Source organism: Micromonospora sp. CPCC 206060 (genome assembly GCF_036906895.1).
Classification (GTDB): Bacteria; Actinomycetota; Actinomycetes; order Mycobacteriales; family Micromonosporaceae; genus Micromonospora.
In genome coordinates this window covers 1-26,080 of record NZ_JBAKHU010000030.1, presented here as the reverse complement: position 1 = coordinate 26,080, position 26,080 = coordinate 1, and the positions used below count along the sequence as shown (strand labels likewise).

Below are 26,080 nucleotides of genomic sequence, written 5' to 3'. Positions count from 1 at the left end.
GGTGATGGCCCAGTTGCGGCACCGGGGGCACGCGACCCTGCGGGAGCGGCTCCACGCGGTCCGGATGGCCTGGGTGCTCGCGTTGCAGGCCGGGCTCGCCGCCGCGTTGTCCTGGACCGCCGCCCACGAACTGCTGAACAACCCGCAGCCGGTCTTCGCGCCGATCTCGGCGGTCGGCACGTTGGCCGCGTCGGTGGGGCAGCGGATGCGGCGGACCGTCGAGCTGATCATCGGAGTGGCGCTCGGGGTGCTGATCGGCGACATTCTGATCTACTTCTTCGGGACGGGACCCTGGCAGCTCGGCGTGGTGGTCCTGCTCGCCATCGTCGTCGCGGTCTTTCTGGGCGGCAGTGTCGCCATCGTGATCCAGGCTGCGGCGACCGCCGTACTGATCGTCACGCTGAGCCCGTCGGTGGCGGATCTCGAATTCCCCCGGTTCGTTGACGCGTTCGTCGGCGGCGGTGTCGCCCTGCTGGTGACGGCGCTGCTGCTGCCGCTGAACCCGCTCCGGGTGATCAACCGGGCGGCCCGCCCGGCGCTGGACCTGCTCGCCGACCAGCTCACCGAGGCGGCGGAGGCGCTGGTCGCCCGGGATCCGGCCCGCTGCCAGCGGGCCCTGGACCGGTTGCGGCGCAACCAGCCGGAGCTGGAGGCGTTCTCCGAGGCGATCGAGGGGGCCAAGGAGACCACCACCATCTCCCCGGCCCGGTGGCACCGGCGCGAGGCGTTGACCCACTACGCGGAGGCGGCCGAACCGGTCGACCGGGCGATGCGGAACAGCGGCACCCTGATCCGGCGGGCGGTGACCCTGATCGAGGACGAGGAGCCGATCCCGGAGGCGATGTCCGAGGCGGTACGGAGCCTGGCCGAGTCGGTCCGGGTCCTGCGGCACGAGTTCGCGGTCGGTAAGGACCCCGACGACGCCCGGGAGTGGACCATGCGGGCGGTGTGTCATGCCGGCCGGGCCTATCGGGAGGGGGTCGGCTTCTCCGGCAGTGTGGTGATCGCGCAGATCCGGACCACCGCCAGTGACCTGATCAAGGCGAGCGGTCTGGACCAGGACGAGGCCAACCGGCTGGTCCGGCAGGCGTTCGGCGACACGCCGCGCCCGCCCGGCGAGCAGGGGCGTGCCCCCGACGACCAGCCGGCCGGCTGACGGCGGACCGTGTGCCGTCAGCCGACGGCGGGACCGTGGACCGTCAGCCGACGGCGGGACCGTGGACCGTCAGCCGACGGCGGTCGTGGCGACGGATCAGCCGATCGTGGCGAGTGCCCCGAGCAGCCGGTCCACCTGGGCGGCCGTGCTACCGAGGCCGAGACTGACCCGCAGGGCCGTCGGTGGCAGGTCCTGTCGACCGGTACGCGCCGCCGCCTCGGCGAGCAGCCGCCGGGTCAGCGGGTGGGCGCAGAAGAGCCCGTCGCGTACCCCGATCTGGTGCTCCCGGGCCAGTTCCGCCGCGATCTCGGCGGAGTCCCGCCCGGCCACCACGAACGAGACGATGCCCACCCGGTCGGCGTCGACGCCGAAGGTGTGCAGCTCCACCACGTCCGGCAGCGCGGCCAGACCGGTCCGCAGTCGGGCCAGCAGTGCCTGCTCCCGGGCGTGCAGCGCGGGCCGGTCCGCCTCCACCAGGGCGGTACAGACCGCAGCCAGCGCGACCGCACCGAGCAGGTTCGGGGTACCCGCCTCGTGTCGGGCCGGGCCGGTCGCCCACCGTACGTCGTGGGTGGCGTCGCCGACGTGCCCGGTGGCACCCCCACCGGCCAGGTACGGCGGCGCCGCGTCCAGCCAGTCGGCGCGTCCGATCAGTACCCCGGCGCCGAACGGGGCGTACAGCTTGTGCCCGGAGACGGCCAGGTAGTCCACGTCGAGCGCGGCCAGGTCGACCGGCACGTGCGGGGCGAGCTGGGCGGCGTCCACCACGATCCGGGCGCCGTGCCGGTGCGCCTGCCGGGCCAGCCGGGCGATCGGCCAGCACTCGCCGGTGACGTTGCTGGCGCCGGTGACCGCGACCAGGACCGGCCCGTCCTGGACACCGCCGTCCGGGCCGCGTCGCAGTTCCCGCAGGGCCGCGTCCAGGGCTCGCACCGCGGCGGCGGGGGAGTCGGGCGCCGGCAGCCGGACCGTACCGGCCGGCCAGGGCAGCAGGTTCGCGTGGTGCTCCCCGGCGAAGGTGACCACCGTAATGCCGGTGGGCAGGGCCCGGGCCAGCAGGTTGAGTGCGTCGGTGGTGTTCCGGGTGACGATCACGTGGTCGTCGGTACGGGCACCGAAGAAGTCGCCGATGGTCTGCCGGGCCCGCTCGTAGGCGAGGGTGCAGTGCGCCGAGAGCGCTCCGGCACCCCGGTGCACGCTGGCGTACCAGGGCAGCAGGTCGGTCACCGCGTCGGCGGCGGCCCGCAGACAGGGCGCGCTGGCCGCGTAGTCGAAATTGATCTGACCCGGTACCCCGAGCACGTCGAGCGGCCCGGTCGTGCCGGGCACGGCGGTGGGCGACGGCGCAGCCGCCGGGCGGGAGCGGGACGGGACGGGCGGGGCTGCCAACAGGGTCATGCCGTTCCTCCAGGGTCCACCGGACCCCGGCTCGGCACAGGGGACAGGGTCCGCGCTTGCCCAGCACACGGATCGGGCTGGGCCCGGTCATCACCCGGGGCACCCCACCGCGAACCTCGACGAGGGTTGCCGGCCAGCAAGCCGGGGCTTGACGCTGGCGCTCGTGACCTGGGTTGGAGCATATCCGGTGGGAATGCGCCCGGACCAGTGGGCCGAGGATGGATACGCTGGCCGCATGGCCGACACCCCGCCCGGCGGAGCCCTCTCCTCCCCGTCGCCGCCCGTTCCGCCCGGCGGAGCCGCGTACCCGCCGTTGCCGCCCGCCCCGCCTCCGGCCGGGGGACCGGCCACCCCGCCTCCGGCCGGGGGACCGGCCACCCCGCCTCCGGCCGGGGGACCGGCCACCCCGCCTCCGGCCGGGGGACCGGCCACCCCGCCTCCGGCCGGGGGACCGGCCACCCCGCCTCCGGCCGGGGGACCGGCCACCCCGCCTCCGGCCGGGGGACCGGCCACGGCGATGCCCGGCCGGCGGGCCGGCTGGCTGCGGTACCTGGTACTGGCCGGGGTGATCCTGCTGATCGCCGGCAGCGCGGTCTTCATGCTGTTCACGCTCGGGCAGAGTCTGGGTGCCGAGGCGTTGCTGGTCGGCCTGGTGGCGGCGATCCTGCCGGTACCCGTGCTGATCGCCTGTTTCCTCTGGCTCGACCGGTACGAACCGGAGCCGCTGAAGTACCTGATCTTCTGTTTCGCCTGGGGGGCGTTCGTCTCGACCGCCGCCTCGATCAACGTCAACGGCTTCTTCGCCGACCGGTTCCAGGAGTGGGGGCTGCCCGACGCGCTGGTCGCGGTGCTGGTCGCCCCGTTCATCGAGGAACTGACCAAGGCCCTCGGCCCGGTCCTGCTCTTCCTCTTCCGCCGCCGGGAGTGGTCCGGGATCACCGACGGACTGGTCTACTGTGGCCTCTCCGCGGTCGGGTTCGCCATGGTGGAGAACATCCTCTACCTGGGCGGGCACGGCTACGCCAGCGGTGTCGAGCAGTACGGGCCGGCCACCGGGGCGCAGAACCTGATCGCCATCTTCATCGTCCGGATCCTGCTCTTCGGGATGGCCCACCCGATGTTCACCGCGATGACCGGGATCGGGCTCGGGATCGCCGCCCGGACCGCCGACCGTCGGGTCCGGGTACTCGCCCCGCTGGCCGGTCTGCTGCTGGCGATGATGCTGCACGGCACCTGGAACCTGCTGCCGTCGCTCACCGTGGCCACCGGGCAGGCGTTGATCTCGCTCTACGGCTACATCGGCGTGATGACGCCGATCTTCTTCGCGCTGGTCGGTCTCGCGGTCTGGCTACGGGGCTGGGAGGGGCGGCTCACCGAGCGGGTGCTCCCCGACTACGTCCGGGCCGGCTGGCTGACCCCGCCGGAGGTGGCAGCCCTGGGCAGCCTGGGCCGGCGGCACGCGGCCCGGCAGTGGGCCCGGCGGGTCGGTGGCGACGCGGGGCTGAAGGCGATGCGGGGCTACCAGTTCGCGGCGACCCGGTTGGCGCTGCTCCGGGACGGTATGCGGCGGGGCCTGGACGACCGCCCGGCGGACCGGGACCGGGCGCTCCGGGAGGAACGGGAACTGCTCGGCTCGATCTCGGCGTACCGGTCGTTCTTCGTGGGACGGGATCCGCAGACGCCAATCGGGATCTGGGACGGTCAGCGGTACCAACTGACCTTCCCGGACGGGTCACGCCGTTCGGTGGACCCGCCGGACGAGCCGGTCGTACCGATCCCGGTGGTGCTCGCCCCGCCCCGACCGGTGGGGCCACCCGTTTCGTACCCGCCCCCGGGCTCGTACCCGCCCCCGGGCTCGTACCCGCCCCCGGGTCCGTACGGCGCGGCGCCGTATCCCGGTCACGGGCAGCCGCCGTGGGGTGCCGCCCCGCCGCCCGGCCCCTGGCGGGGGTGACCCCGGGCGGTTGCCGTCGACGCCGTCCCGGCCGGTACCGCCGGCCGGTGCCCGTCCCGGATAGCCGCAGTGGGTGACGGGGTCCCCCCGGGTCAGGCGGTCACGCCGGTGAGGAAGTCGCCGAAGCCCTGGAAGATGGCCATCAGGCCGACGCCGATCGACTGGCACATGGCGGCGGCGCCATCGGGTCGGAACGCCACGAAGAAGATCAGGAAGGCGACTCCGAGCCAGGCGAACACTTTCTTCACGAATACCGGCATCTCTTCCTCCGCTGCGGGCACTTGCCGTCCTGGTGCCACCGGGCGGCCCGGGCCGGGGCGCAGCAGCCCGTCAGGCCCGGGGCGGACCAGCGATCGAACGCGTGGCTTCCCCGGGAACGGCCTGGCAAACGGGGCGGAGTGCCGAAAAGGGCGAGAATCTGCCGGATGTGCCGGAATCGGGCGGAACGCCGGCGTCCGGTCCGGGACTCAGAGGTAGAGGCCGGTGGAGTCCGGCTCGACCCGCTCGGCGGCGACCGCGTGCACGTCCCGCTCCCGCAGCAGCACGTACCCGCGCCCGTGCAGCTCGACCTCGGAGCGGTCGTCGGGGTCGAAGAGGACCCGGTCGCCGGAGACGATGGCCCGGACGTTCGGCCCGACCCCGACGGCGGTCGCCCAGGCCAGTCGCTTGCCCATCGAGGCGGTGGCCGGGATGACGATGCCGGCGGTGGACCGCCGCTCGCCGTCGGCACCCTCCATCCGGACCAGGACGCGGTCGTGCAGCAGACGGATCGGCAGGCCGGCTTCGAGATTGGGGTCCGCAGTCACGCTGGAACGCTACCGTGTCCGGCGGCACCGGTGTCGCGGTGGTTGCGCGGTACCGGGCCGGGGCAATGTGGGGGCCGAATCAGGGTCGCCATCGGAGGTCTGGGCTGGAGTTTGCCCGTTACGGTGGTGGAGCCTGTAGCCAGCCGGGAGGTGCTTTTGAGCCGCTTCGAGCAGATTCGCGCGCGGATCCGTCGCGCGTACGAGTCGAGCCGGGCGTCAGTCCCCAGCGACACCAAGGCGGACGGTGGGGTGGCGAGTCCCTCGTCGCCCGGCCCGCCGGCGCAATCCGACGTGCCGGTCGCCGGGCTGCCCGCCCCGCAGGTGCCGCAGCACCCCTCCACCTCCAGCCAGGACGACGCGGACGTGCCGCACGGGCTGCGGATCGCCGCCGCCTGGTCGTGGCGGCTGATCGTGATCGGCGTACTCGGCTGGGCGCTGATCAGGATCATCGGCCGGATCCAGATCGTGATCATCCCGTTGTCCATCGCGCTGCTCCTCTCCGCGCTGCTCGCCCCGGCGGTGGGCTGGCTGCTGCGGGCCCGGTTCCCCCGGTCGGCGGCCACCGCGGTGGTCCTGGTCGGTGGCCTGGGCGCCGTGGTCGGGACGCTCACCCTGGTGGTCAACGAGTTCGTCAACGGGGTACCGGAGCTGAGCAAGAATGCCACCGAAGGCGTCCGGCAGATCCAGAACTGGCTCAAGACCGGTCCGCTGCACCTCTCCGACGGCCAGCTCAGCGACTACATCGACCAGGGGCAGAAGTGGATCGATGAGAACACCCAGTCACTGACCAGCGGGGCCATCTCCACCGCCGCCACCCTCGCCGAGGCACTCACCGGTACCCTGCTGGTGCTCTTCGCCACCTTCTTCTTCCTGCGGGACGGGTCCAAGATCTGGCGGTTTCTGGTCCGGCTGCTCCCGCTGGCCGCCCGCTGGCGGGTCGACGACGCCGGCCAGGCGGCCTGGTCCACGTTGGTCGCCTACGTCCGGGCCACCGTGCTGGTCGCCTTCATCGATGCGGTCGGCATCGGCATCTTCCTGATGATCTTCAAGGTGCCGTTCGCCTTCCCGCTCGCCGCCCTGGTCTTCCTCGGTGCGTTTATCCCGATCGTCGGCGCCACCCTCTCCGGCACCGTGGCCGTGCTGGTCGCCCTGGTCGACAGCGGCCCGGTGACCGCGCTGATCATCCTCGGCGCGGTGATCGGGGTCCAGCAGGTCGAGGGGCACATCCTGCAACCGCTCATCATGGGCCGGGCGGTCGCCATCCACCCGCTCGCGGTGATCGTCGGCATCGCCGCCGGGGTGGTGCTCGCCGGCATCGTCGGTGCCCTCATCTCGGTACCGCTGATCGCCGTACTCAACACCGCGATCCGTCGGCTCAACCACCGGCGGGTACCCGAGGTGCCGCCGGACGCGGTGGTTGTCGCCTCCAGCACACCCTGACCCGGCCCATCGGGCCGTCCGTGCCCGCCCGACGGCTGCGCGGCCGGGCACGGAAGCACCCTCAGCTGCGGCCCAGCCGCTCCAACGCGCCCCGGGCCACCTCGGGGCGCGTGGTGTACCAGAACGGCGGCAACGAGCGGCGCAGGAAAGGGCCGTACCCCCGGGCCGTCTCCAGTCGGGAGTCCAGCACCGCCACCACCCCCCGGTCGCCGGTCGCCCGGATCAGCCGGCCCACCCCCTGGGCGAGGCGTACCGCGGCGATCGGGACGCTGACCGCCGCGAAGCCCGAACCACCACCGGCGTCCACTGCGGCGGCCCGCGCCGCCGCCAGCGGCTCGTCCGGCCGGGGGAAGGGCAACCGGTCGATCACCACGAGCTGGCACGAGTCGCCCGGCACGTCCACCCCCTGCCAGAGCGACATCACCCCGAACAGGCAGCTCGACCGCTCCTGCTTGAACCGCCGGACCAGCAGCGGCAGCGCCTCCTCACCCTGGAGCAGCACCGGCAGGTCGGTGCGCGCCCGCAGCAGCTCCGCGGCCTGCTGCGCGGCCCGACGCGAGGAGAAGAGTCCGAGGGTACGACCACCGAGCGCGGTCACCAGGGCGAGCAGCTCCTCACCGGCCGCCTCGGGCAGCCCGGAGACGCTGGGCCGGGGCAGGTGCGCGGCGACGTAGAGGATGCCCTGCCGGGCGTAGTCGAACGGGGAGCCCACGTCGAGCGAACTCCACCCCGGCCCCTCGTCACCCGGATCACCGCCCCGCCCCTCCGCAGCCCCGTCCCCCCGGACCGCCGTGCCGCCGTCCTGTGCCGCCGTCCCGCCGGCCGCCCCGGCCCGGGTCGACGCGGCTCGGGTCGACGCGGCCTGCGCCTGCGCGGCCGGAGAGGGGGTGGACTCCGTGGTGGCCAGCCCCAGGGCCCGGGCCACCGTGTCGAACCGTCCCCCCAGGGTCAGCGTGGCCGAGGTGGCGACCACGGTGCGCTCGTCGTACAGGTGGGTGGCGAGCGTACCCGCGACGGAGAGCGGCGCGACGACCAGCGCCCGCCGTCCGGAACCGGCGCCCTCCGGCTTCTCCACCCACGCCACGTCGTGGTCGGCCTCCTCCAGCAGCCGCTGCGCGGTCTTCGACAACTCGTCCAGCACCGCCTTCGCCTGCTGCTTGCGGACCGGGTCGGGGTCGTCGGCCTTCACGTCGCCGATCGCCTCCAACGCCGCCCGGGTCGCCGCGTCCAGCAGCGTGCACGCCTCGGCCAGGGCGGCCGGCAGCCCGGCGGTGATCCGGCCGGCGGGTGTCTCGGTCAGCCCCACCGACAGCGCGTCGGCCGCCTCGACCAGCGCCTCGGCGGTCTCCGGCTTCAGCAGCGGTCGCGCCCGTCGGGCCGCCCGGTCGATCAGCTCGGGCACCAGTTCGGCCTGCGCCGCCGAGGAGACCCGGTCGACCAGCTCGTGCGCCTCGTCGACGATGAGCAGCTTGTGCGGCGGAACGATCTGCCGGCCGGCGAGCATGTCGACGGCGAGCAGGCTGTGGTTGGTGACCACGATGTCCGCCTCCCGGGCGCGGGCCCGGGACGCCTCCGCGAAACACTCCGCCCCGAACGGGCAGCGCCCGGCACCGACACACTCCCGGGCCGGCATCGACACCGTCCGCCACACCTGGTCGTCCACGCCCGGATCCAGCTCGTCCCGGTCGCCGGTCTCGGTCTCCATGGCCCAGTCGCGTACCCGCTGGATCTGCTTGCCCAGCCGGCCCGTCTCACCCAGCCAGCGCAGGCCCCCACCGCCGCTGTTGCCGCCGCCGGGGGTGTCGAAGAGGGTGTCCCCCGGTTCCTCCTCGGTCGAGCTGTCCAGCCGGGCCAGGCAGAGATAGTGGTGCCGGCCCTTGAGCACCGCGAAGGCGGGCCGCCGCTTCAGCAACGGCTCCACCGCGTCGGCGAGCCGGGGCAGGTCGTGTTCGACCAGCTGGGACTGGAGGGCGAGGGTCGCCGTGGAGACCACGACCGGGCCGTCCACGGTCAGCGCGGGAGCCAGATAGGCCAGCGACTTGCCGGTACCCGTACCGGCCTGCACCAGCAGGTGCTCACCAGAGGCGATGCTCTCGGCGATGGCGACCGTCATCTGCTGCTGACCGGGGCGGGTGGCCCCGCCCGGCACCGTCTCCACCGCTGCGGTCAGCAGTTCGACGCCGGTGGGCCGGTTGCCCGAGCGCCGTCGCCCGGCCTGGACGGACTTCGGGAAACCAAGGGTGGTGCGGGGCGCGGTCACCGTTGGACGGTACCCGGCGCCGCTGACACCGTGGTTCGCACGCCACCCCGACCGGAGGTCACTCTTCGGAATCGATCGACGGCGCCCGGTCTATTCGCGGGGGCGCCGACTGGGTGGTATCGGATAGTCTGCGGTGCATGTCGAGCGATGTGGTGCGGGTGATCTACCGCAAGTACGACGGCACCCCCCACCGCGACTACCCGGCCCGTCGGCTGGCCGAGGACGACCTGGGTGTCTGGCTCGGCGTGCCGGCCGGCACCAAGTCCATCTACCACGGTCGCCCCTCGGTGGAGAAGATCCCGTTCGTGCTGCTCGTACCCCACCAGGGCTGGTGGACCGGGATGTTCAACCCGCCGCCGAGGACCAGCGAGGTCTACTGCGACATCGCCAGCCAGGCCCGCTGGGAGGGCGATGACACGGTGCACCTGATCGATCTCGACCTCGACGTGGTGCGGCGGCGGGCCACCGGTGCCGTCGAGTTGCGCGACGAGGACGAGTTCGCCGAGCACCGGGTCCGCTTCGGATACCCGGACGAGCTGGTGGCCGAGGCCGAGGCTGCGGCCCGGTGGCTGTTCGCCGTGCTGGGTGACGGCAGTGAGCCGTTCGCCACCGCGTACCGGAAATGGCTGGCCCTGGTGGTCTGAGCCGGCCGGCGACGGTGGCCGGCGGTGCTGGTCCGACGCTCAGCGGTCCAGGTCGGCCAGCCGGGCCACCCCGCTCAGCTTGTCCGGATTGGACTGCTGGTAGACGTGGGTGATCCGGCCTCCGTCGATGGTGAACGCCACAACGCTGCGCCACAGCCGGCCGTCCCGGTGGACCGTCTCGGCCAGCAGCCCGACACTCCCGTTGACCAGCACCGGGCGGTACCACCGCTCGTCCCGGCCGGTACGCGGGGAAGGCCGGGTCACCCCGATCCAGAACCGGGCCACCCGGTCCGCGCCGAGCACCGGACGCCGGGCCGACGGGAAGTGCCCCCCGCTGTCGCCCACCAGGACCACCCCCGGGGCGAGCACCGCCAACAGGCCGGCCAGGTCCCCGTTCTCGGCGGCGCGCCGGAACGCCTCGATCACCCGCCGCTGCTCCGCCGGATCGGCGGTGTGCCGGGGCGCTCCCGGGTCACTCACCGTCCGGCGGGCCCGGGACGCGAGCTGGCGGGCGGCGGCCGGGGTGGTACCGAGCACGGAGGCGATCTCCGCGAACGGGGTGGCGAAGACGTCGTGCAGCACGAAGGCGACCCGCTGCTCCGGGGTCAGCTGCTCCAGCACCACCAGCAGCGCCAGCCCGACCTCGTCGGTCTGGGCGACCCGCTCCGCCGGGTCGGGTGCGAAACCGTCCGGCGTGCCCGCCCCGGCCAGCAGCCGGCTGACGACCGGTTCGGGCAGCCACTGACCCGGGTACGTCTCCCGTCGTACCCGCGCCGACCGCAGCACGTCCAGGCAGATCCGCGCGGTGGTGGTGGTCAACCAGGCGCGCAGTTCCCGGATCTCGGCCCGGTACGCCGGATCGGCGAACGCGTTCGCGTACCGCAGCCAGGTCTCCTGTACGGCGTCCTCGGCCTCGCTGCGACTGCCGAGCATCCGGTAGGCGACCGCCGTCAGATGGCCCCGCTCCGCCTCGAACCCGGCCACCAGATCCCACACCCCGGCAGTGTAAGGAAGGGCCCCCGCTTAACGTTTTCTGCATAGGAAGGGCCCCCTATTAACAACGTTCCCGGCTGACGTTCCCGGTCGACGTTGCCGGTCGACGTTGCCGGTCGACGGGCGGGACGGCGGTGGGTGCGTGATGATCGGTCGATGAGCGATGGCAACCGCGACCCGCGGGACGGGTCCCTTCGCGACCTGCTCCGGGTGGCACCCGGCGACGACGGTCTGGTCGATCTGGCTGCTGTCGATCCGCGCTCCACTCCCGGGCTGCCCGGCCCGGACGTGACCGGCGGGGACCGGAAGGGTTGGGCCCGCAGCGAGGTCGCCCGGATCGGGGCGTACCTCGCGGAGCGGCAGGAGATGCTCTTCGCGGGTGCGAAGGCCGACCCGTCCGACGGGTGTCGGGTGCTGCTGGTGCTCCAGGCGATGGACTGCGGCGGTAAGGACGGGGTGGTCAAGCGGGTCGCCGGCGCGATGAACCCGCTGGGGCTGCACGTCCGGTCCTTCGGACCGCCGACTGCGGAGGAGCTGCGGCACGACTTCCTGTGGCGGATCCGGCGGGCGCTGCCGCCGCCCGGCCGGGTCGGGATCTTCAACCGGTCGCACTACGAGGACGTGCTGGTGGCCCGGGTGGCATCGGTCACCCCGGAGCCGGTCTGGCGGGCCCGGTACGACCAGATCAACGCGTTCGAACAGGAACTGGCGGACGCCGGGGTGACCCTGGTGAAGGTGATGCTGCACATCTCCTACGCGGAGCAGCGGGAGCGGCTCCTGCAACGGCTCACCGACCCGCGTAAGTACTGGAAGTACGATCCGGCGGACGTGGACGCCCGGGCCCGCTGGGGGGACTACCAGGCGGCGTACGCGGAGGCGCTCGGCCGCTGTGCCAGCGACCGAGCCCCGTGGTACGTGGTCCCCGCCGACCGGAAGTGGTACCGGGACTGGGCCGTGTCCCACCTGCTCCGTGAGACGCTCGCCACTCTCCACCTCGGGTATCCGCCGCCCACCTTCGACGTGGAACACGAACGGCGCCGCCTCGCGGCGGAGGAGCCCGGGCTGTCGGAGGAGCCGGGGCCGTCGGAGCACCCCGGGCGATCGGTGCAGCCGGGGCCGTCGGAGCACCCCGGGCGATCGGTGCAGCCGGGGCCGTCAAAACACCCCTGGGCCTCAAAACACCCCTGGGCCCCGGAACACCCCGGGCCGGCCGGGTCGGGCCGTTCGGGGGTGATCCCGGTGCAGGGGGCGGGGCGGGTACCCGGGGCCACCGGTGCTGCCCCGCACGGGGCGCGGAGCGGCGTCCACGCGGGACAAGATGAACAGCAGGTGAACGAAGAGTGAATGGGGGCTGGCCAGGGGTGGGCCGCCTGATGGGCCGTTTTCTTGTTTCCTAGCATTCCCCAGGGCAGCCCTCCCTCGGGAACCCGCCACCCGTCCACCGATGCAACGAGGTCCGTGCCGTGAAGTTTTCCTTCCGCCCCAGCGAGGGCGCCTTCTACGAGCTCTTCACCAGGGCCGCGCAGAACCTGGTGCGGGGTACCGAGCTCCTCAACGAGCTGAGCCTGCCGGGGGTCGACGTGCAGTCGGTCAGCGAGCGGCTCACCGAGGTCGAGCACGACAGCGACCAGATCACCCACGATCTCTACAAGAAGATCAACTCTACCTTCATCACTCCCTTCGATCGCGAGGACATTTACCGCCTCGGGTCGCAGCTCGACGACGTGATGGACCATCTGGAGGCGGTCGGGAACCTGCTCTACCTCTACGGGCTCACCAAGCTGCCGTCGCTGCCGCGCGAGATGCACGAACTGGTCAACGTCCTCGACCTGCAGGCGAAGCTGACCGCCGAGGCGATGCCGAGGCTGAGGACGATGAAGGCGCTCGAGGACTACTGGATCGAGTGCAACCGCCTGGAGAACGACGGCGACCAGGCGTACCGGATGCTGCTGGTCCGCCTCTTCTCCGGTGAGTACGACGCGCTGACGGTTCTCAAGATGAAGGAGGTCGCCGACGAGCTGGAGGCGGCCTGTGACGCCTTCGAGCACGTGGCGAACACAATCGAGACCATCGCGGTCAAGGAGTCCTGAGCCAGTGTCCCCGGAACTCATCGCCGTACTGGCGGTGATCTTGGTAGCGCTGGCGTTCGACTACACCAACGGCTTCCACGACGCCGCAAACGCGATCGCGACCAGCATCTCCACCCGGGCGCTCACGCCCCGGGTGGCGCTCGCCATGGCTGCGGTCGGCAACTTCATCGGTGCGCACTTCGGCGCCGAGGTCGCCAAGACCGTCGGCAGCGGCCTGGTCAAACTCCCGACGGGTACGGCCAGCCTCGGCATCGTCTTCGCCGGTGTCATCGGTGCCATCACCTGGAACCTGATCACCTGGTACTTCGGGCTGCCGTCCTCGTCGTCGCACGCCCTGATCGGCGGCCTGGTCGGCTCGACCCTGGCCGCCGCCGGCACCGTACTCTGGAAGGGCATCGCCGAGGACGTCATCCTGCCGATGGTGCTGTCCCCGATGGTGGGTTTCCTGCTCGGTTACATCGTCATGATCGCCGTGCAGTGGATCTTCCGTAAGGGGCACCCGGGCAAGCTGAACCGGGGCTTCCGCTGGGCGCAGACCCTCTCGGCCGCCGCCATGTCGGTCGGCCACGGCATGCAGGACGCCGCCAAGACCATCGGCATCGTGGTACTCGCCCTCTACGTGGGCGGGTACCAGGACGACCCGGGCTTCATCCCGGAGTGGGCGTTCTGGACCTCGGCCGCCGTCCTCGCCGCCGGCACCTACGCCGGTGGCTGGCGGATCATCCGTACGCTCGGCCGGCGGATCATCGACCTCAAGCCGCCGGAGGGGTTCGCCGCCGAGACCGTGGCCAGCTCGGTGCTCTACTTCAACGCCCTCGTGCTCGGCGCCCCGATCTCGACCACCCACACCATCACCTCGGCCATCATGGGCGTCGGGGCCACCAAGCGGCTCTCGGCCGTCCGGTGGGGCGTGGCCGGCAACATCGTCGGGGCGTGGGTGCTGACCTTCCCGGCCGCCGGGTCGATCGGCGCGATCATGTACTTCCTGGTCCGGCCGCTCTTCAGCTGAGGCAAGTGTTTGCAAGGGCCCCTTCCTATACCGAAAACGATAGGAAGGGGCCCTTGCAAACACCTCAGGTGTAGCTGACGCCGATCCGCTCCCGGATGTCGTCAAGGAGGGTCATCACCTCCAGGGTCGCGCTGTGCGGGACGAGCGGGCTCTCCCGCAGCCCGGCCGCGAGGCAGCGCTGCACCTCGGCCGCCTCGTCCTGGTAGCCGTTGCCGACCAGCTCACCGGGGATCGTCTCCGGCTCGGCGCCGAGCCGGTGCAGCACCGCGTGCCCCGGCCGGAAGAACGGTGACGGCAGCTCGATCCGGCCGAGGGTACCGGTGATCGCGGCGGCCACCGGGGTCATCCCGAGCATGCCGCAGCTCAGCGTGGCGACCGCCCCGGAGTCGTACCCGAGGACGATGCCGGTGTTCTCGTCCACGCCCTCCGGGCCGAGCTTCCCCCACGCGGCGACGTGGTCCGGTACCCCGAGCAGCAGATGCGCCAGGCTGACCGGGTACACCCCGAGGTCCAGCAGGGCGCCACCACCGAGCAGCCGGTTGCGCATCCGGTGCTCCGGCGGGAACGGCCCGGCCACCCCGAAGTCGGCCTGTACGCCGGTGAGCGTGCCGACCGCCCCGTTGGCGATCAGTTCGCGTACCCGCAGGATCAGCGGGTTGCAGCGCATCCACATCGCCTCCATCAGGAAGACGTCGCGGCTGCGCGCGGTCTCGACCAGCTCGGCCGCCCCCGCCCGGTCCAGGGTGATCGGTTTCTCGACCAGTACCGCCCGACCGGCGGCCAGGCAGGTCATGGTCGCCTCGTGGTGCGCGGAGTGCGGGGTGGCGACGTACACCACGTCCAGGTCGTCGTCGTCGGCCAGCTCCGACCAGGAGCCGTAGGACCGGCCGATGCCGTGCCGGTCGGCGAAGAGCCGGGCCGATTCGGCGGTACGCGAACCGACGGCGACCACCTCCGCGTCGGGCAGCAGCCGTAGGTCCTCGACGAAGCGGCCGGCGATGTTTCCGGTGGCCAGGATTCCCCAACGCGTCATGCCCGAACGCTAACCAAGGACCCGAGGTCGGCAGCCGTTCCGCCCACTGAACAGGATGGCGCACTACGCTCGCGGAATGACCATCGACAGCGAGCAGCCGACGGCCCACCGGGAGGATCCCGCCGGTCGCACCTTCGTGGCGCCGCCGGCACTGGTCGAGCACGCCCGCCGGTTCCACGCCGAAGGTGGTGTCCCGGCCACCCCGCGGGTCGCGGCCACCGTGCTGCTGCTCCGGCCCGCCGGTGCCGACTTCGAGGTGTACGTCATCCGCCGGGTCGCCGCGATGGCCTTCGGCGGTATGTACGCCTTTCCCGGCGGGGGAGTGGACCCCTCCGACTCCCAGGTGCACCTGGACTGGTCCGGCCCGTCACCGGCCCAGTGGGGCGACCGGCTGGGGCTCGCGGCCGGCCCCGCCCAGGCCGTGGTGTGCGCCGCCGCCCGCGAGGTCTTCGAGGAGGCGGGGGTCCTGCTCGCCGGCCCGGCCGCGCAGACCGTGGTCGGCGACGTCAGCTCCGACGACTGGGAGTCCGCCCGGTCCGCGCTGGTCCGGCGGGAGTTGCGCTTCGCGGACCTGCTCGCCGGGCGGGATCTGACGGTCCGCTCGGACCTGCTGAGACCCTGGAGCCGCTGGATCACCCCGGAGTTCGAACCGCGCCGCTTCGACACGTACTTCTTCGTGGCCCTGCTGCCGGAAGGACAGCGGACCCGGGACGTCTCCGGCGAGGCCGACCACACCATGTGGGTGCGCCCGGCGGACGCCCTGGCTCGCGCGGCGGCCGGGGAACTCGCCATGCTGCCGCCGACCCTGGTCACCCTGACCGAGGTGGCCGCCGCGGGTGACCTGGCCGGGGTGCTGGCCGCGGCGGACAGCCGGGACGCCGCCACCCCGGTCACGCCCCGGCTGGAACTGCCCGCCGACGGCGAACCCCGCTTCATCCTCCACTGAGGTGTAAGGAAGGGCCCCCGCTTAACGCTTTCGGTAGAGGAAGGGCCCCTTCTTAACACCTCAGCCGAAGCGGCCGGTGATGTAGTCCTCGGTCTTCTTCACGCTCGGGTTGGTGGAGATCTTCTGGGTGTTGTCGTACTCGATCAGCCGGCCGGTCGCCGGTCTTCTCGATCGAGAAGAACGCGGTACGGTCCGACACCCTGGACGCCTGCTGCATGTTGTGCGTCACGATGATGATCGTGTACTGGTCCTTGAGCTGGAACATCAGCTCCTCGATCGTCAGCGTGGAGATCGGGTCGAGGGCCGAGCAGGGCTCGTCCATCAGCACCACCTGCGGCTCGAACGCGATGGTCCGGGCGATGCAGAGCCGCTGCTGCTGACCACCGGAGAGGCCGGCGCCCGGCTTGCCCAGCCGGTCCTTGACCTCGTCCCAGAGGTTGGCGGCCCGCAGCGCCCTCTCAGGGGTCAGTTGTTAACAGGGGGCCCTTCCTATACCGAAAGCGTTAAGAAGGGGCCCTTCCTTACGACTGGTAGACGACGTGGGCCGTCCAGCGGGCGAAGCCGAGCCGCTCGTAGAGCGCTACCGCCCGGGTGTTGGAGTCGTCGACGTAGAGCATCGCCCGGTCCAGTCCCTGTGCCCGCAGGTACGCCAGACCGGCGCTGGTCAGTGCCCGGCCCAGGCCGCCCCGGTGGGCGTCCGGGTCCACCCCGAGCACGTAGACCTCGCCGATCCGCCCGGCCGCCGAGCCGGAGCCCGGAGCGGTCCCGGAGCCCGGACCGGTCCCGGCAGCCGGACCGCCGGTGCCGTGGATCTTCGTCCAGTGGAAGCCGAGCGGCCGGCCGGTCGAGGATTCCACCGCGAGCAGGAAACCGGCTGGGTCGAACCACGGTTCGGTCATCCGTACCCGCAGGTCGTCGTGGCTGAACCGGCCCTGCTCCGGATGGTCGGCGAAGGCGCGGGCGTTCAACGCCAGCCAGGGTTCGTCGTCCACCCCGGGCTCGAAGGCGCGCAGGATCACCCCGTCCGGCAGGACCGGATCCGGCAGTTCGGCGGTGAGTGGCCGGCGGAGCTGCCAGAGCAGCCGGGTCCGGGTGAAGCCCAGGTCGACGGCGAGCGCGGCGGCCGACGGGTGGTCGCCGTGCGCCCACGCGCGCAGCGGGCCGGGGCTCGTCGCCAGGGCCGCCTCGACCAGGGCCCGGCCGAGGCCCCGGTGCCGGTGGGCCGGATGCACGGCCAGTTCCAGGCCCACCCCCTGTCCGGGCGCGGTCAGGTCGAGGTGGGCGTACCCGGTGAGGGTGCCCGCCGGGTCGCGGACCGTGAGGTGGGCGGCGGGTGCGCCGGGGTGCCGGAGCCGCAGCAGGACGTGCTCGGCGAGCGGCGCGGCGCCGTCCGCGGCGGTGGCGGTCTCCGCCAGGGCCAGTACCTCGGCCACCTCCGCCGGGGTGAGCCGGTCGGTACGGCCGACCCGGTCACCATCCGCATTCCCGATCATCCCGTCGCGCTCGATCATGCCGTCACGGTAGCCGGCTGTCGGCTGTTGGTCCGCCCTGTCGCGTGCGTCGTCACGCCGCGCCGGTCGGCAGCGCGTCGAGCTGGAAACGCTGGACCAGGTTGGGCAGGATCGTGCCGAGGGCGATGATCGTGCCCTGCCGGTCGCCGCCGGCATCGTGCAGGAGTACGACCGACCCGGGCATGGTGCTCCCGGTGACCATGGCCGCAATGTTCCCGGCGCCGGGGCGGTTCCAGTCCTTCGGGTCGACCGTCCAGTGCAGGGCGGTCATGCCGAGTTCCTGGGCGATCAGGACCACCGGGTACGTCCAGTTCCCGCCGGGCTGGCGGTAGTAGGCGATCCGGGCGCCGGGCGCCGCCGCCCAGATGGCCTGGTTGGTGCGGAGCAGGTCGGCTTCGATGACCTGGCGGGAGCGGCTGCCGAGCAGCAGGTCGTGCTTCCAGGAGTGGTTGCACAGGGTGTGCCCGTCGGCCACGATCGCCCGGACCAGGTCCGGGTACCGCTGGACGTTCTGCCCGACCAGGCAGAACGTCGCCTTCACCTGGTACCGCCGGAGCAGTTCCAGGGTCTGCGGGGTCCACTTCGGGTCCGGGCCGTCGTCGAAGGTCAGCGCGACCTGGCTCGATCCGGTGGTCAGCCGGCTGCCGTACGGGCCGCCCTCTTCGAGGGGGAGTTGCTGGTGCTCGCCGCCGGTCCCGGCGTCCAGGTCGGGCGCTTTTGTGGGGGCGGTGGTCTGCGGGCGGTCCGATCCGGTGCCGGAGTTCCCGGCGGTGGCCGGAGCGTCGGGGTACGGGACACGGGGTCGGGACGGTTCGGTGCCGGTCCGGGGGCCGCCGCTGGTCGGGGACGGGAAGAGGCCGGCCGGCGGGGCCGGTGGGTGTTCGGCGGTCAGGGTCCGGCCCAGCACGTACGCCGTCCCGAACAGTGCGGTGACCACCAGTACGACCACGCTCAGTGCTCGTACCGCTGCGACGGTGGGCATCAGGAGACCCGGCCCGTCTCCCTGGTGGCTGGTCCCGCCACCGTCGGACTGGTCATCTCGGACACCGGCCGCCCCCTTTGCTGAAACCCGACAGTCAGGATAGGACTGACGTGGCTCACAAAAAGGGCTTTTGAGGATTCTTCAGTCTGACTCGCCCAGGCTGCCGCCGGGCCGACCCGACTCCGGCCGTTGCCTGCTCGTCGGGCTCCCGGTCGTCCCCGGGCTCCCAGTTGTCGCCGGCCGGTCGCCGGTCGCCGGGGGGACGGGGGACGGTCAGACCGGCAGGGGTGCCGGCTCCGAGTCGGGCAGCGAGCGGGACGGCGGCACGACGAACTTGTAGCCGACCTGGCGCACCGTGCCGATCATCGACTCGTACTCCGAGCCGAGCTTGGCCCGCAGTCGCCGGACGTGCACGTCGACGGTGCGGGTACCGCCGAAGTAGTCGTAGCCCCAGACCTCACGCAGTAGCTGGTCACGGGTGAACACCCGGCCCGGGTGCTGGGCGAGGAACTTCAGCAGCTCGAACTCCTTGTAGGTGAGGTCGAGCGGCCGGCCCTTCAGCTTCGCCGCGTAGGTGTCCGGGTCGATGTTCAACTCGCCCGCGCGGATCGTGCCGCCGGCTGCGGCGGTCACGCTGTTCAGTCGCCCGACCGCGAGCCGGAGGCGGGCCTCCACCTCGGCGGGACCGGCCGTGGCCAGCAGGACGTCGTCCACACCCCAGTCCGCGTTCACCGCGATCAGGCCGGCTTCGGTGACCACCGCGAGCAGCGGCACCCCGAGGCCGGTGGCGTGCAGCATCCGGCAGGTTGCCCGGGCCTCGCTCAGCTCGGAGCGTGCGTCGACCAGCACGGCGTCCGGGCTCGGCCCGGAGACCAGGGTGCGTACGTCCCGGGGTGCGGTACGCACCGAGTGAGGCAGCAGGTCGAGAGCGGGCAGTACTGTCGCTGGTTCGCCTGCGCGCGAAGTCACCAGGAGCAGGATCTCCACACGATCACCTCCGTCCCGGCGGCCGGTCAGGCCGCGCGGCGACCAGCGGCTCCCGCACAGGGCGGCACCGCTGGAGACTGGCGTGGGTCCCGGCGTCGCTGACGGGGCGGGTAAGGACCTGAGCTTAACTGACTAACCAGGGGTTGCTCTTACGTAAACTCCTGTTTGCCCGACTTGTCGGCCCTTACCAGGCAGGTTTTTACTTCGCTGAAACCGTGGTCCGCGTTTCGGTCTTCCGGTCTGGCACGATCAGGGCGTGTTTCCCTCGACGCCCCCCGAGGCCGGTCGTGACCCCTGGTCCGACGGCAACCGCCCGGGACCGGGCGGCCCGCCGCGCGGCTACCCGCCGCAGGCCGGTGGTCCGGACCCGGCCGACGGCTACCCGCCAGCCGCCACCCCGGCTCCCGGTCATCCGCCGGGTGGCGCGCCGATCCCGGGGCGACCGCGTGGCGGTGCCCCCGTCCCGGGCCGTGCACCGGCCCCGACCGGCGGCTATCCCCCGGCACCCGGCCGTCCCCCTGCTCCCGGGCCCGGCCGTCCTCCAGCCCCCACCCCCGCGTCCGCTCCCGTGCCGGGGCGTCCCGGCGGGCCCGCGTCGGGGCGTCCGCCGGCCTCCGCTCCGGTCCCCACGCCGGGACGTCCGCCGGCCGTTCCGCCGGCTCCGGGACGGCCGCCGCTACCGCCCGCCGGTCAGCCCGGAGCCGCCGGTCAGCCCTGGTCAGAGGAGGACGACCGGTCGGACGACCGGACCGAGCGGAACGGTCCGCGCCGGGCCCGACGGGACAGCGACGGTTCCGTACCGCAGCCCCGGGCCGGCGACCGGGACGACGCAACCGACGATGAGCCCGACGAGGAGATCGAGGTGGTACCGGTACGCCGGCGACTCTCCCTCACCGTCGCCGGGTTCGCCGCGCTGCTCGGGCTCGGGCTGGTCCTCGGCGCGCAGACCGCCGGGCCGGGGCACCGGCTCCCGTTCGCCATCGTGGTCTTCGGGGTGCAGGTCCTCTTCGTCCTGTCCTGGACGATGGCCATCCGGCCGCCGGCCTGGCCGGTGGTCGGTGCGGTCAGCGTGCTGGCCGCCGCCGCGGTCGACGCCGCTGCGGTACTGCCCGAGGTGGCTGGACTGGCTCCGCTGGGCTTCGTGACGGCGGGCGGGTTCGTGCTCGCCGTGCTCGGGCAGCTCGTCCGCCGGGTCGACCGGGTACGGGTCACCGACTCGCTCGGCACCACTCTGCTGATCATGATCGGGGTGATGGCCTTCGCCACGCTGATCGTGCTGACCCGGATCCCGGCCGGTACCCAGTCGATCTTCGTGTGCCTGACCGCGACCGCCGTCGCCCTGGCGGTGGCCCGGCTCGTCGACGCTTTCTTCCCCCTGCCCCGGCTGGCCCCGCAGGTGCCCCGGGGCGCGACCGGCGTGGTCGTCGGCGCGATGGTCGGTACGCTTGCCAGCGGGGTCATCGGCAGCTACCTGCTCGGGTTCACCCCGACCAGCGCCGCCGTGGTCGGGCTGGTCACCGCCGCCACCGCCGTACTGGCCGACCTGGCCGTGGGGTACGCCGAGGCGGGACGGCTGATGGCCGGTGAACCGCCGACCATGTGGATCGCCCGGCACATGCAGGGCCCGACCGGTGGCTTCGCCCTGGCGGCCCCGGCCGCCTACGCGATGTGCGTACTCTTCCTCACCTGACCCTGACGATGATTCACGCGGTGTGGCGTCCCCGGGACGCCGCACCGGCCCGTCCGGGCACGGTTGGCTGACCGGCCGGTCGGGTACAAGACGCTGCGCCGCCGACCGGCGGTGGCGGCGACGGAGGAGGCGGCGTGACGGCGACGGCGGAGAGCTACCCGGAGTACGAGGCGCGACCCCGGCGGCGGGGCCGCAAGCTGCTCATCGTGCTGCTCGTCCTGCTGGTGGTGCTCGGCGGCCTGTTCGTGCTCGCCGACCGGGTGGCCGCCGGGGCGGCCGAACGTGCCATCGCCGAGCAGGCCGGCCGGGAGACCGCCAAGCGGCAGATCTCGTCCACCACGCCGGACGTCTCGATCGGCGGGTTCCCGTTCCTGACCCAGGTGGTCGGTGGACGGTACGAGTCGATCACCATCAACGTGCGGGACGCCCAGGGGCCGGTCCAGGACCGGACCGTGCGGCTGCCCCGACTGGAGATCACCGCCCGGGACGTGACGGCCTCCCTGGACACCATCCGCTCCGGGCAGGGTGACATCCGCGCCGCCACCGTCGACGGCACCGGGGTCATCGCGTACGACAGCGTGGCGCAGTTCATCAGCCAGCCCGGGGTCAAGCTCGCCGAGCAGAACGGCAAGCTCGGTGTCTCCCTGCCGGTGGACCTGCTCGGGCAGCGGTTCACCGTCAGCGGCATCGGGGTGCTGACGGTCAACGAGCAGGGGCAGGTGTCGCTGAAGTTCGAGGACCTCAACGCCGAGGGGGTGCCGAACGTGCCGCTGGCCCGCTCCCTGCTGACCAACTACGCCAAGCGCATCTCGATCCGGGTGCCGCTGCCGGAGCTGCCCTACGACCTGCGGGTACGTGAGGTCCGGGTACTGCCGGAAGGGCTGGAGGTCAGCGCCACCGCGAAGGACGTACCACTCAACGCGGCCTGAGCCCACCACCACCGGACCCGGTTCCCTGTCAGCAGGGGATCCGGGTCCGTCGCCACGGGACATGGGGCCTCCGTCACAGGGTCGGGAGTCCCGGATCGTGGTCGCTAGGGGTGGTCACCCGGCGCCTGGCTGGTAGGCTCCCTCCCCATGGGGACACACCTCACCAAACGGCGCGCGGTCGACCTGTGCCGCGTGGCCACCTGCCTCTGTCGCCCCGTCATCTGACGGCGGGGCTGCATCCGGCCGCCTGAACGGCGGTCGCCGGCACGCGGGGCACGAGCCCCCTCCGGTGTCCCTTCATCGCCCGGCAGTGGCGCCGTCGCACGAACCCCTGATCCGTCCTTCCTACTGGGTCCCGCGCGGGCTGTGACAACACGATCCGGACCTACGCGCAGGCTCACCACCCACCATCCTCAACAGGGAGTGATCTGATGAGTCGCGACACCGCACTCGTCTCGGCCGACTGGGCCGAGAAGAACATCGGCGCCCCCGGCGTCGTCTTCGTCGAGGTCGACGAGGACACCTCGGCGTACGACACCGGCCACATCGCCGGTGCGATCAAGCTCGACTGGAAGACCGACCTCCAGGACCAGGTGCGCCGGGACTTCGTCAACAAGTCGCAGTTCGAGGCGCTGCTCTCCGAGCGGGGCATCAGCAACGACGACACCGTCATCCTCTACGGCGGCAACAACAACTGGTTCGCCGCGTACGCGTACTGGTACTTCAAGCTCTACGGCCACGGCGACGTCAAGCTGCTCGACGGTGGTCGCAAGAAGTGGGAGCTGGACGCCCGCCCGCTGGTGACCGACAAGGTCTCCCGCCCGGCCACCCAGTACGTCGCGCAGGAGCCGGACACCTCGATCCGGGCGTTCCGCGACGAGATCGTCGACGCGATCGGCACCAAGAACCTGGTCGACGTCCGCTCGCCCGACGAGTACGCCGGTCGCCTGCTCGCCCCCGCCCACCTGCCGCAGGAGCAGGCGCAGCGGGCCGGGCACGTGCCCACCGCGATCAGCGTGCCGTGGTCGAAGGCGGCCAACGAGGACGGCACCTTCAAGTCCGACGACGAGCTGCGCAAGATCTACGCTGCCGCCGGTCTGGACGACGGCAAGGAGACCATCGCGTACTGCCGGATCGGCGAGCGCTCCTCGCACACCTGGTTCGTGCTGCAGGAGCTGCTCGGCCACCAGAACGTGAAGAACTACGACGGATCCTGGACCGAGTACGGCTCGCTGGTCGGCGTGCCGGTGGCGCTCGGCGACGAGCCCGGAGAGGCGTGATCACGATGACTGCTCCCACCACTGCGGGCTGCGCAGCCCCCGACCAGTCCGCTCCGCTCCCGGCCAGCCTGGACCTGGAGAAGGAGACCGTCATCACCGGCGTCGTGACCTCCGCGTCCGACGAGGTCGTGGCCGGTGCCTACGTCCGGCTGCTCGACTCGACCGGTGAGTTCACCGCCGAGGTCGTGACCTCTCCGGCCGGTCAGTTCCGGTTCTTCGCCGCGCCCGGTACCTGGACCCTGCGGGCGCTCTCCCGGCACGGCAACGGTGACGCCACCGTCAACGCCGCCCGGGGCATCAACGAGGTGGCGGTCACGGTCGCGGCCTGACCTTCTCCGACTCGGCCCGCCAGCACCCTGTAGGGGTACCGGCGGGCCTCGTCGTTTCCGGGGCCGCTTGCCGGCCGGCCGCCGCACGCGCAAGGTCGTGCTATTTCACAGATGTAGGGCCCTCATGCGCCGTTGAGGGCCCTGTTTTCAAGAAGTAGCGCGATCATGAGGTGCAGTGGCCGGGGTGGTCGGCCCGCCGTACGCAGCGCCGTCGGCCGCCGAGCAACCGGTCGCAGAAGACCTGACGCTGTACGCCCTGATCGTCCACCTCGGACACGGTGGTCTCGCCCATCCGCACGTCGGGCAGGAAGGCCAACGACCGGGCGATCGAGCGGGCCAGCAGTTCCGCCGCCGGCAGGTCGGCGGCGACGACAGTCAGGTGTACGACGTACCGCTGGCGGTCCGTCACGCTGCTCACCGGCGTACCACCCGGGGCCCGAACCGGGACTGCCAGTCGCGGAGCGCACCCTTGATCCGCACGTTCTCCTCCCGGGTACGGACCAGTTCGGCGTGCAGCGCGGTCAGTTCGTCGGCGACCCGGTGCAGGAAGCCGTCCACCTCGGCCGGGTCCAGCCCGTGCCGCGACCGGTTGAACCGCTGCTGCCGTACCTGATTGGCGCAGAGCGGCCGGTACGCCGTCGACCGGTAGTGGTGGCCCGCGTTGTGCCGCCCGGGTGGCCCGGACCGGCCGGCGGGCCGGTTGGTGGCGCGGGTGTCGGCGCGGTTGGTTGCGGGCCGGTTGGTTGCGGGCCGGTTGTCGGCGCGGTGCCGGGCCGGTGGCCGCCGGTCGGGTGGCCGCTCGGCTGCCGTGGGTCGGCCGATTGCCGTCGACCGGTTCCGGCGGAACAGCCGGAGGAACCTGCGCACGATGAGGACCGCCTTTCCGCAAGGGCAGCCGGGGCCGGCGCTGCCGCTGGAGGGCGGCCGGGACGGGTGTATCCCTTCCATCTCCGACACCCGCCCCGACCGGGGGAAGAGCCCTGCTCGTTGCCACGCGAGGAGCGCTCGCCGCCTAACTTAGTCACTGAAGTTGCTTTAGGCAACCTTTGCCTGTTTGGTGTCTTCGGCTTGTTCAGCGTGGCTTGCCCGTGATCGAATTGCAGGTGCCACGCGAGGAGTGCCATGCCTGCATTGCCGGATTACTTCAAGATCGCCAACGGGATCATGTCCGATGTCAGAAGCGGACGGCTCAAGCCCGGGGACAAGCTGCCCTCGATCGCTGAACTGTGCGAACAGCACAGGGTGAGCGCGTCGACGATCCGGCTGGTCTTCGTGCGCCTTGAGGCGCTGGAGGTGATCAGCCGTCACCAGGGCAAGGGTGTCTTCGTCACCGACCCGGAGACGTGGCTGCGCAAGCCCTGACCGGGTAGTTGACACGGGTTCGGGTCTGCGGCGGGGCGTGGTCCACTCCGTTTTCAGGAAACCGGGCTGTCCCCCTCGGTCGGACACCCCGACTTCCTGAAAACCGAGTGGATCACCAAACGGGCGGCAAGGTCGTGTCCTCGCCCGGAAGGGGCGCCGGATGGCAGCGGTACCAACCTCGGCATCCGAACCGACTGGCCCGGACGACGTCGAGGCGTTCTGGGCTGCTCAGGAAAGCCAGGTGCGGGCAGCTTGCCGGCGGATGTGGGCTGCCGTCGCGAACGAGGACGAGCACACCCGACAGGCTATGCGCGAGTCGATCGAGCGCATCCTGGAGAGGTCAAGTCCTGTGGAGTGGTGTTTAGCGGTTGTTGCGTGATCGTTTGTTGTTCGGTGGGTTGAGTGTTGGGTTCTATGCGCTGAGTGCTGGTAGGTCGTGTGGGGGCGTGTCCTTGGTGTCGGTGGTGATGAGGGTGAGGCGGGATTTGGCGAGGACGTCGAGGCCGAGGTAGCGGCGGCCTTCGGTCCATTCGTCGTGTTGTTCGGCCAGGACGGCGCCGACGAGGCGGATCAGGGCGTTGCGGTCGGGGAAGATCCCGACGACGTCGGTACGGCGGCGGATCTCCCGGTTGAGACGTTCCTGCGGGTTGTTCGACCAGATCTGTCGCCAGATCTCCTTCGGGAAGCCGGTGAACGCCAGGACGTCGTCGCGGGCGGCTTCGAGATGCTGTGCGACGGCGGGGAGTTTGGGGTGCACGGTGTCGATGAGGCGGTCGTACTGGGCGTGCACCGATGTGGTGTCGGGTTGGTCGTAGACGCTGTGCAGCAGCGTTCTCACCCACGGCCAGGACGCCTTCGGCGTGGCGGACATCAGGTTCGCCGCGTAGTGGGTGCGGCATCTTTGCCAGGTGGCGCCGGGCAGGGTGGCGCCGATCGCGTCGACGAGACCGCGGTGCGCGTCCGAGGTGACAAGACGTACCCCGGTCAGGCCCCGGGCGGTGAGGTCGCGGAAGAACGCGAGCCAGCCGGCGCCGTCTTCAGCGCTGGTGACCTGCAGGCCGAGGATCTCGCGGTGCCCGTCGGCGTTCACGCCGGTAGCCACCAGGGCGTGCACGTTGACGACCCGGCCGCCCTCGCGGACCTTGAGTACGAGGGCGTCGGCGGCGACGAACGTGTACGGGCCCTGATCGAGCGGGCGGGTACGGAACGACGCGACGTGTTCGTCGAGGTCACGGGCCATCACGCTGACCTGCGACTTCGACAGTCGGGTGATCCCCAACG

Annotated in this window: 26 protein-coding genes, 1 pseudogene and 1 riboswitch; of the genes and pseudogenes, 14 read left to right on the top strand and 13 right to left on the bottom strand. The window is 72.0% G+C overall.

Annotated features, from left to right (window positions below; genetic code table 11):
* The first annotated feature begins 4 nt into the window (after positions 1 to 4).
* A complete protein-coding gene (locus V6U90_RS19190; RefSeq protein WP_334438377.1) occupies positions 5 to 1,156 on the top strand; it encodes an FUSC family protein in 1,152 nt (383 codons plus the stop codon).
* Positions 1,157 to 1,252: 96 nt separating this feature from the next.
* Here the strand turns inward: V6U90_RS19190 and V6U90_RS19185 are convergent, their stop codons facing one another.
* Complete coding sequence (locus V6U90_RS19185; RefSeq protein ID WP_334438243.1) at positions 1,253 to 2,554, bottom strand: aminotransferase class V-fold PLP-dependent enzyme; 1,302 nt, start codon at positions 2,552 to 2,554, stop codon at positions 1,253 to 1,255.
* 47 nt (positions 2,555 to 2,601) lie between these two features.
* A riboswitch (SAM riboswitch) is annotated at positions 2,602 to 2,723 on the bottom strand.
* Positions 2,724 to 2,789: 66 nt separating this feature from the next.
* Between V6U90_RS19185 and V6U90_RS19180 the strand changes: the two genes are divergently transcribed.
* Positions 2,790 to 4,508 carry a PrsW family intramembrane metalloprotease gene (locus V6U90_RS19180; protein WP_334438242.1) on the top strand — a complete coding sequence of 573 codons (1,719 nt, stop codon included), beginning with the start codon at positions 2,790 to 2,792 and terminating at the stop codon, positions 4,506 to 4,508.
* A 92-nt stretch (positions 4,509 to 4,600) separates the two neighbouring features.
* On the opposite strand, the gene V6U90_RS19175 is transcribed toward V6U90_RS19180, so the two are convergent.
* Positions 4,601 to 4,789 (bottom strand): hypothetical protein, encoded by a 189-nt coding sequence (locus V6U90_RS19175; protein ID WP_334438384.1) that lies wholly within the window; start codon positions 4,787 to 4,789, stop codon positions 4,601 to 4,603.
* Positions 4,790 to 4,975: 186 nt separating this feature from the next.
* The gene (locus V6U90_RS19170; protein ID WP_334438240.1) at positions 4,976 to 5,314 is read right to left on the bottom strand and encodes a GroES family chaperonin; all 339 of its coding nucleotides are present in this window, start codon (positions 5,312 to 5,314) and stop codon (positions 4,976 to 4,978) included.
* A 90-nt stretch (positions 5,315 to 5,404) separates the two neighbouring features.
* On the opposite strand from V6U90_RS19170, the gene V6U90_RS19165 reads away from it, so the two are divergent.
* Positions 5,405 to 6,754 carry an AI-2E family transporter gene (locus tag V6U90_RS19165; protein WP_334438374.1) on the top strand — a complete coding sequence of 450 codons (1,350 nt, stop codon included), beginning with the start codon at positions 5,405 to 5,407 and terminating at the stop codon, positions 6,752 to 6,754.
* A gap of 61 nt (positions 6,755 to 6,815) precedes the next feature.
* Here V6U90_RS19165 and V6U90_RS19160 read toward each other — a convergent pair whose 3' ends face one another.
* The gene (locus V6U90_RS19160) at positions 6,816 to 9,086 is read right to left on the bottom strand and encodes an ATP-dependent DNA helicase (protein WP_442933624.1); all 2,271 of its coding nucleotides are present in this window, start codon (positions 9,084 to 9,086) and stop codon (positions 6,816 to 6,818) included.
* A gap of 65 nt (positions 9,087 to 9,151) precedes the next feature.
* Here V6U90_RS19160 and V6U90_RS19155 point away from each other — a divergent pair, with 65 nt between their 5' ends.
* Positions 9,152 to 9,658, top strand: a complete 507-nt coding sequence (locus V6U90_RS19155; RefSeq protein ID WP_334438236.1) for a DUF402 domain-containing protein — start codon at positions 9,152 to 9,154, stop codon at positions 9,656 to 9,658.
* 39 nt (positions 9,659 to 9,697) lie between these two features.
* Here the strand turns inward: V6U90_RS19155 and sigJ are convergent, their stop codons facing one another.
* Entirely contained in the window at positions 9,698 to 10,654 is a 957-nt protein-coding gene (gene sigJ, locus V6U90_RS19150; protein ID WP_334438233.1) for an RNA polymerase sigma factor SigJ, read from the bottom strand.
* Between the two features lie 153 nt (positions 10,655 to 10,807).
* On the opposite strand from sigJ, the gene V6U90_RS19145 reads away from it, so the two are divergent.
* The 3 genes from V6U90_RS19145 (at position 10,808) to V6U90_RS19135 (ending at position 13,750) form a co-directional block, all read left to right on the top strand.
* A complete protein-coding gene (locus V6U90_RS19145) occupies positions 10,808 to 11,995 on the top strand; it encodes a PPK2 family polyphosphate kinase (RefSeq protein ID WP_334438231.1) in 1,188 nt (395 codons plus the stop codon).
* Between the two features lie 119 nt (positions 11,996 to 12,114).
* The gene (locus V6U90_RS19140; RefSeq protein WP_334438228.1) at positions 12,115 to 12,741 is read left to right on the top strand and encodes a DUF47 domain-containing protein; all 627 of its coding nucleotides are present in this window, start codon (positions 12,115 to 12,117) and stop codon (positions 12,739 to 12,741) included.
* A 4-nt stretch (positions 12,742 to 12,745) separates the two neighbouring features.
* On the top strand, positions 12,746 to 13,750 hold the full coding sequence (locus V6U90_RS19135; RefSeq protein WP_334438225.1) for an inorganic phosphate transporter: 1,005 nt from the start codon (positions 12,746 to 12,748) through the stop codon (positions 13,748 to 13,750).
* Positions 13,751 to 13,814: 64 nt separating this feature from the next.
* On the opposite strand, the gene V6U90_RS19130 is transcribed toward V6U90_RS19135, so the two are convergent.
* Positions 13,815 to 14,783: a Gfo/Idh/MocA family protein gene (locus V6U90_RS19130; protein WP_334438222.1), complete on the bottom strand. Its 969-nt coding sequence runs from the start codon at positions 14,781 to 14,783 to the stop codon at positions 13,815 to 13,817.
* A gap of 76 nt (positions 14,784 to 14,859) precedes the next feature.
* Here V6U90_RS19130 and V6U90_RS19125 point away from each other — a divergent pair, with 76 nt between their 5' ends.
* A complete protein-coding gene (locus tag V6U90_RS19125) occupies positions 14,860 to 15,729 on the top strand; it encodes an NUDIX hydrolase (RefSeq protein ID WP_334438220.1) in 870 nt (289 codons plus the stop codon).
* A gap of 60 nt (positions 15,730 to 15,789) precedes the next feature.
* Here the strand turns inward: V6U90_RS19125 and V6U90_RS19120 are convergent.
* The 4 genes and pseudogenes from V6U90_RS19120 to V6U90_RS19105 form a co-directional block, all read right to left on the bottom strand.
* Positions 15,790 to 16,189: pseudogene (locus V6U90_RS19120) on the bottom strand (phosphate ABC transporter ATP-binding protein); the annotation flags it as partial.
* Positions 16,190 to 16,250: 61 nt separating this feature from the next.
* Positions 16,251 to 17,222: a mycothiol synthase gene (mshD, locus tag V6U90_RS19115; protein WP_334438371.1), complete on the bottom strand. Its 972-nt coding sequence runs from the start codon at positions 17,220 to 17,222 to the stop codon at positions 16,251 to 16,253.
* 70 nt (positions 17,223 to 17,292) lie between these two features.
* The gene (locus V6U90_RS19110; RefSeq protein ID WP_334438218.1) at positions 17,293 to 18,222 is read right to left on the bottom strand and encodes a polysaccharide deacetylase family protein; all 930 of its coding nucleotides are present in this window, start codon (positions 18,220 to 18,222) and stop codon (positions 17,293 to 17,295) included.
* A 273-nt stretch (positions 18,223 to 18,495) separates the two neighbouring features.
* Entirely contained in the window at positions 18,496 to 19,209 is a 714-nt protein-coding gene (locus V6U90_RS19105) for a winged helix-turn-helix transcriptional regulator (RefSeq protein WP_334438215.1), read from the bottom strand.
* 568 nt (positions 19,210 to 19,777) lie between these two features.
* Here V6U90_RS19105 and V6U90_RS19100 point away from each other — a divergent pair.
* The 5 genes from V6U90_RS19100 to V6U90_RS19085 all read left to right on the top strand — a co-directional run bounded on the left by V6U90_RS19100 (position 19,778) and on the right by V6U90_RS19085 (position 23,437).
* On the top strand, positions 19,778 to 20,899 hold the full coding sequence (locus V6U90_RS19100) for a hypothetical protein (RefSeq protein ID WP_334438213.1): 1,122 nt from the start codon (positions 19,778 to 19,780) through the stop codon (positions 20,897 to 20,899).
* Positions 20,900 to 21,033: 134 nt separating this feature from the next.
* Positions 21,034 to 21,828 (top strand): LmeA family phospholipid-binding protein, encoded by a 795-nt coding sequence (locus V6U90_RS19095; RefSeq protein WP_334438211.1) that lies wholly within the window; start codon positions 21,034 to 21,036, stop codon positions 21,826 to 21,828.
* 147 nt (positions 21,829 to 21,975) lie between these two features.
* The gene (locus V6U90_RS33940) at positions 21,976 to 22,053 is read left to right on the top strand and encodes an Ms5788A family Cys-rich leader peptide (protein WP_310503780.1); all 78 of its coding nucleotides are present in this window, start codon (positions 21,976 to 21,978) and stop codon (positions 22,051 to 22,053) included.
* A 206-nt stretch (positions 22,054 to 22,259) separates the two neighbouring features.
* The gene (locus V6U90_RS19090) at positions 22,260 to 23,108 is read left to right on the top strand and encodes a sulfurtransferase (RefSeq protein WP_334438208.1); all 849 of its coding nucleotides are present in this window, start codon (positions 22,260 to 22,262) and stop codon (positions 23,106 to 23,108) included.
* 5 nt (positions 23,109 to 23,113) lie between these two features.
* Positions 23,114 to 23,437, top strand: a complete 324-nt coding sequence (locus V6U90_RS19085; protein WP_442933622.1) for a DUF1416 domain-containing protein — start codon at positions 23,114 to 23,116, stop codon at positions 23,435 to 23,437.
* 163 nt (positions 23,438 to 23,600) lie between these two features.
* On the opposite strand, the gene V6U90_RS19080 is transcribed toward V6U90_RS19085, so the two are convergent.
* Complete coding sequence (locus tag V6U90_RS19080) at positions 23,601 to 23,855, bottom strand: hypothetical protein (protein ID WP_334438204.1); 255 nt, start codon at positions 23,853 to 23,855, stop codon at positions 23,601 to 23,603.
* A complete protein-coding gene (locus V6U90_RS19075; protein WP_442933623.1) occupies positions 23,852 to 24,259 on the bottom strand; it encodes a DivIVA domain-containing protein in 408 nt (135 codons plus the stop codon). The genes V6U90_RS19080 and V6U90_RS19075 overlap by 4 nt, the downstream gene beginning before the upstream one ends.
* 300 nt (positions 24,260 to 24,559) lie before the next feature.
* Between V6U90_RS19075 and V6U90_RS19070 the strand changes: the two genes are divergently transcribed.
* Positions 24,560 to 24,799, top strand: a complete 240-nt coding sequence (locus V6U90_RS19070) for a winged helix-turn-helix domain-containing protein (RefSeq protein WP_334438199.1) — start codon at positions 24,560 to 24,562, stop codon at positions 24,797 to 24,799.
* A gap of 412 nt (positions 24,800 to 25,211) precedes the next feature.
* Here the strand turns inward: V6U90_RS19070 and V6U90_RS19065 are convergent.
* A partial coding sequence (locus tag V6U90_RS19065; protein WP_334438196.1) for an IS256 family transposase occupies positions 25,212 to 26,080 on the bottom strand: 869 nt, incomplete at its 5' end.

Excerpts from the sequence above, each read along its gene's own strand:
- V6U90_RS19190 (WP_334438377.1), top strand. The coding sequence starts at position 5 with ATGGCCCAGTTGCGGCACCGGGGGCACGCGACCCTGCGGGAGCGGCTC.
- V6U90_RS19185 (WP_334438243.1), bottom strand. The coding sequence starts at position 2,554 with ATGACCCTGTTGGCAGCCCCGCCCGTCCCGTCCCGCTCCCGCCCGGCG.
- V6U90_RS19180 (WP_334438242.1), top strand. The coding sequence starts at position 2,790 with ATGGCCGACACCCCGCCCGGCGGAGCCCTCTCCTCCCCGTCGCCGCCC.
- V6U90_RS19155 (WP_334438236.1), top strand. The coding sequence starts at position 9,152 with ATGTCGAGCGATGTGGTGCGGGTGATCTACCGCAAGTACGACGGCACC.
- V6U90_RS19145 (WP_334438231.1), top strand. The coding sequence starts at position 10,808 with ATGAGCGATGGCAACCGCGACCCGCGGGACGGGTCCCTTCGCGACCTG.
- V6U90_RS19130 (WP_334438222.1), bottom strand. The coding sequence starts at position 14,783 with ATGACGCGTTGGGGAATCCTGGCCACCGGAAACATCGCCGGCCGCTTC.
- V6U90_RS19125 (WP_334438220.1), top strand. The coding sequence starts at position 14,860 with ATGACCATCGACAGCGAGCAGCCGACGGCCCACCGGGAGGATCCCGCC.
- mshD (WP_334438371.1), bottom strand. The coding sequence starts at position 17,222 with ATGATCGGGAATGCGGATGGTGACCGGGTCGGCCGTACCGACCGGCTC.
- V6U90_RS19110 (WP_334438218.1), bottom strand. The coding sequence starts at position 18,222 with ATGCCCACCGTCGCAGCGGTACGAGCACTGAGCGTGGTCGTACTGGTG.
- V6U90_RS33940 (WP_310503780.1), top strand. The coding sequence starts at position 21,976 with ATGGGGACACACCTCACCAAACGGCGCGCGGTCGACCTGTGCCGCGTG.
- V6U90_RS19090 (WP_334438208.1), top strand. The coding sequence starts at position 22,260 with ATGAGTCGCGACACCGCACTCGTCTCGGCCGACTGGGCCGAGAAGAAC.
- V6U90_RS19085 (WP_442933622.1), top strand. The coding sequence starts at position 23,114 with ATGACTGCTCCCACCACTGCGGGCTGCGCAGCCCCCGACCAGTCCGCT.
- V6U90_RS19070 (WP_334438199.1), top strand. The coding sequence starts at position 24,560 with ATGCCTGCATTGCCGGATTACTTCAAGATCGCCAACGGGATCATGTCC.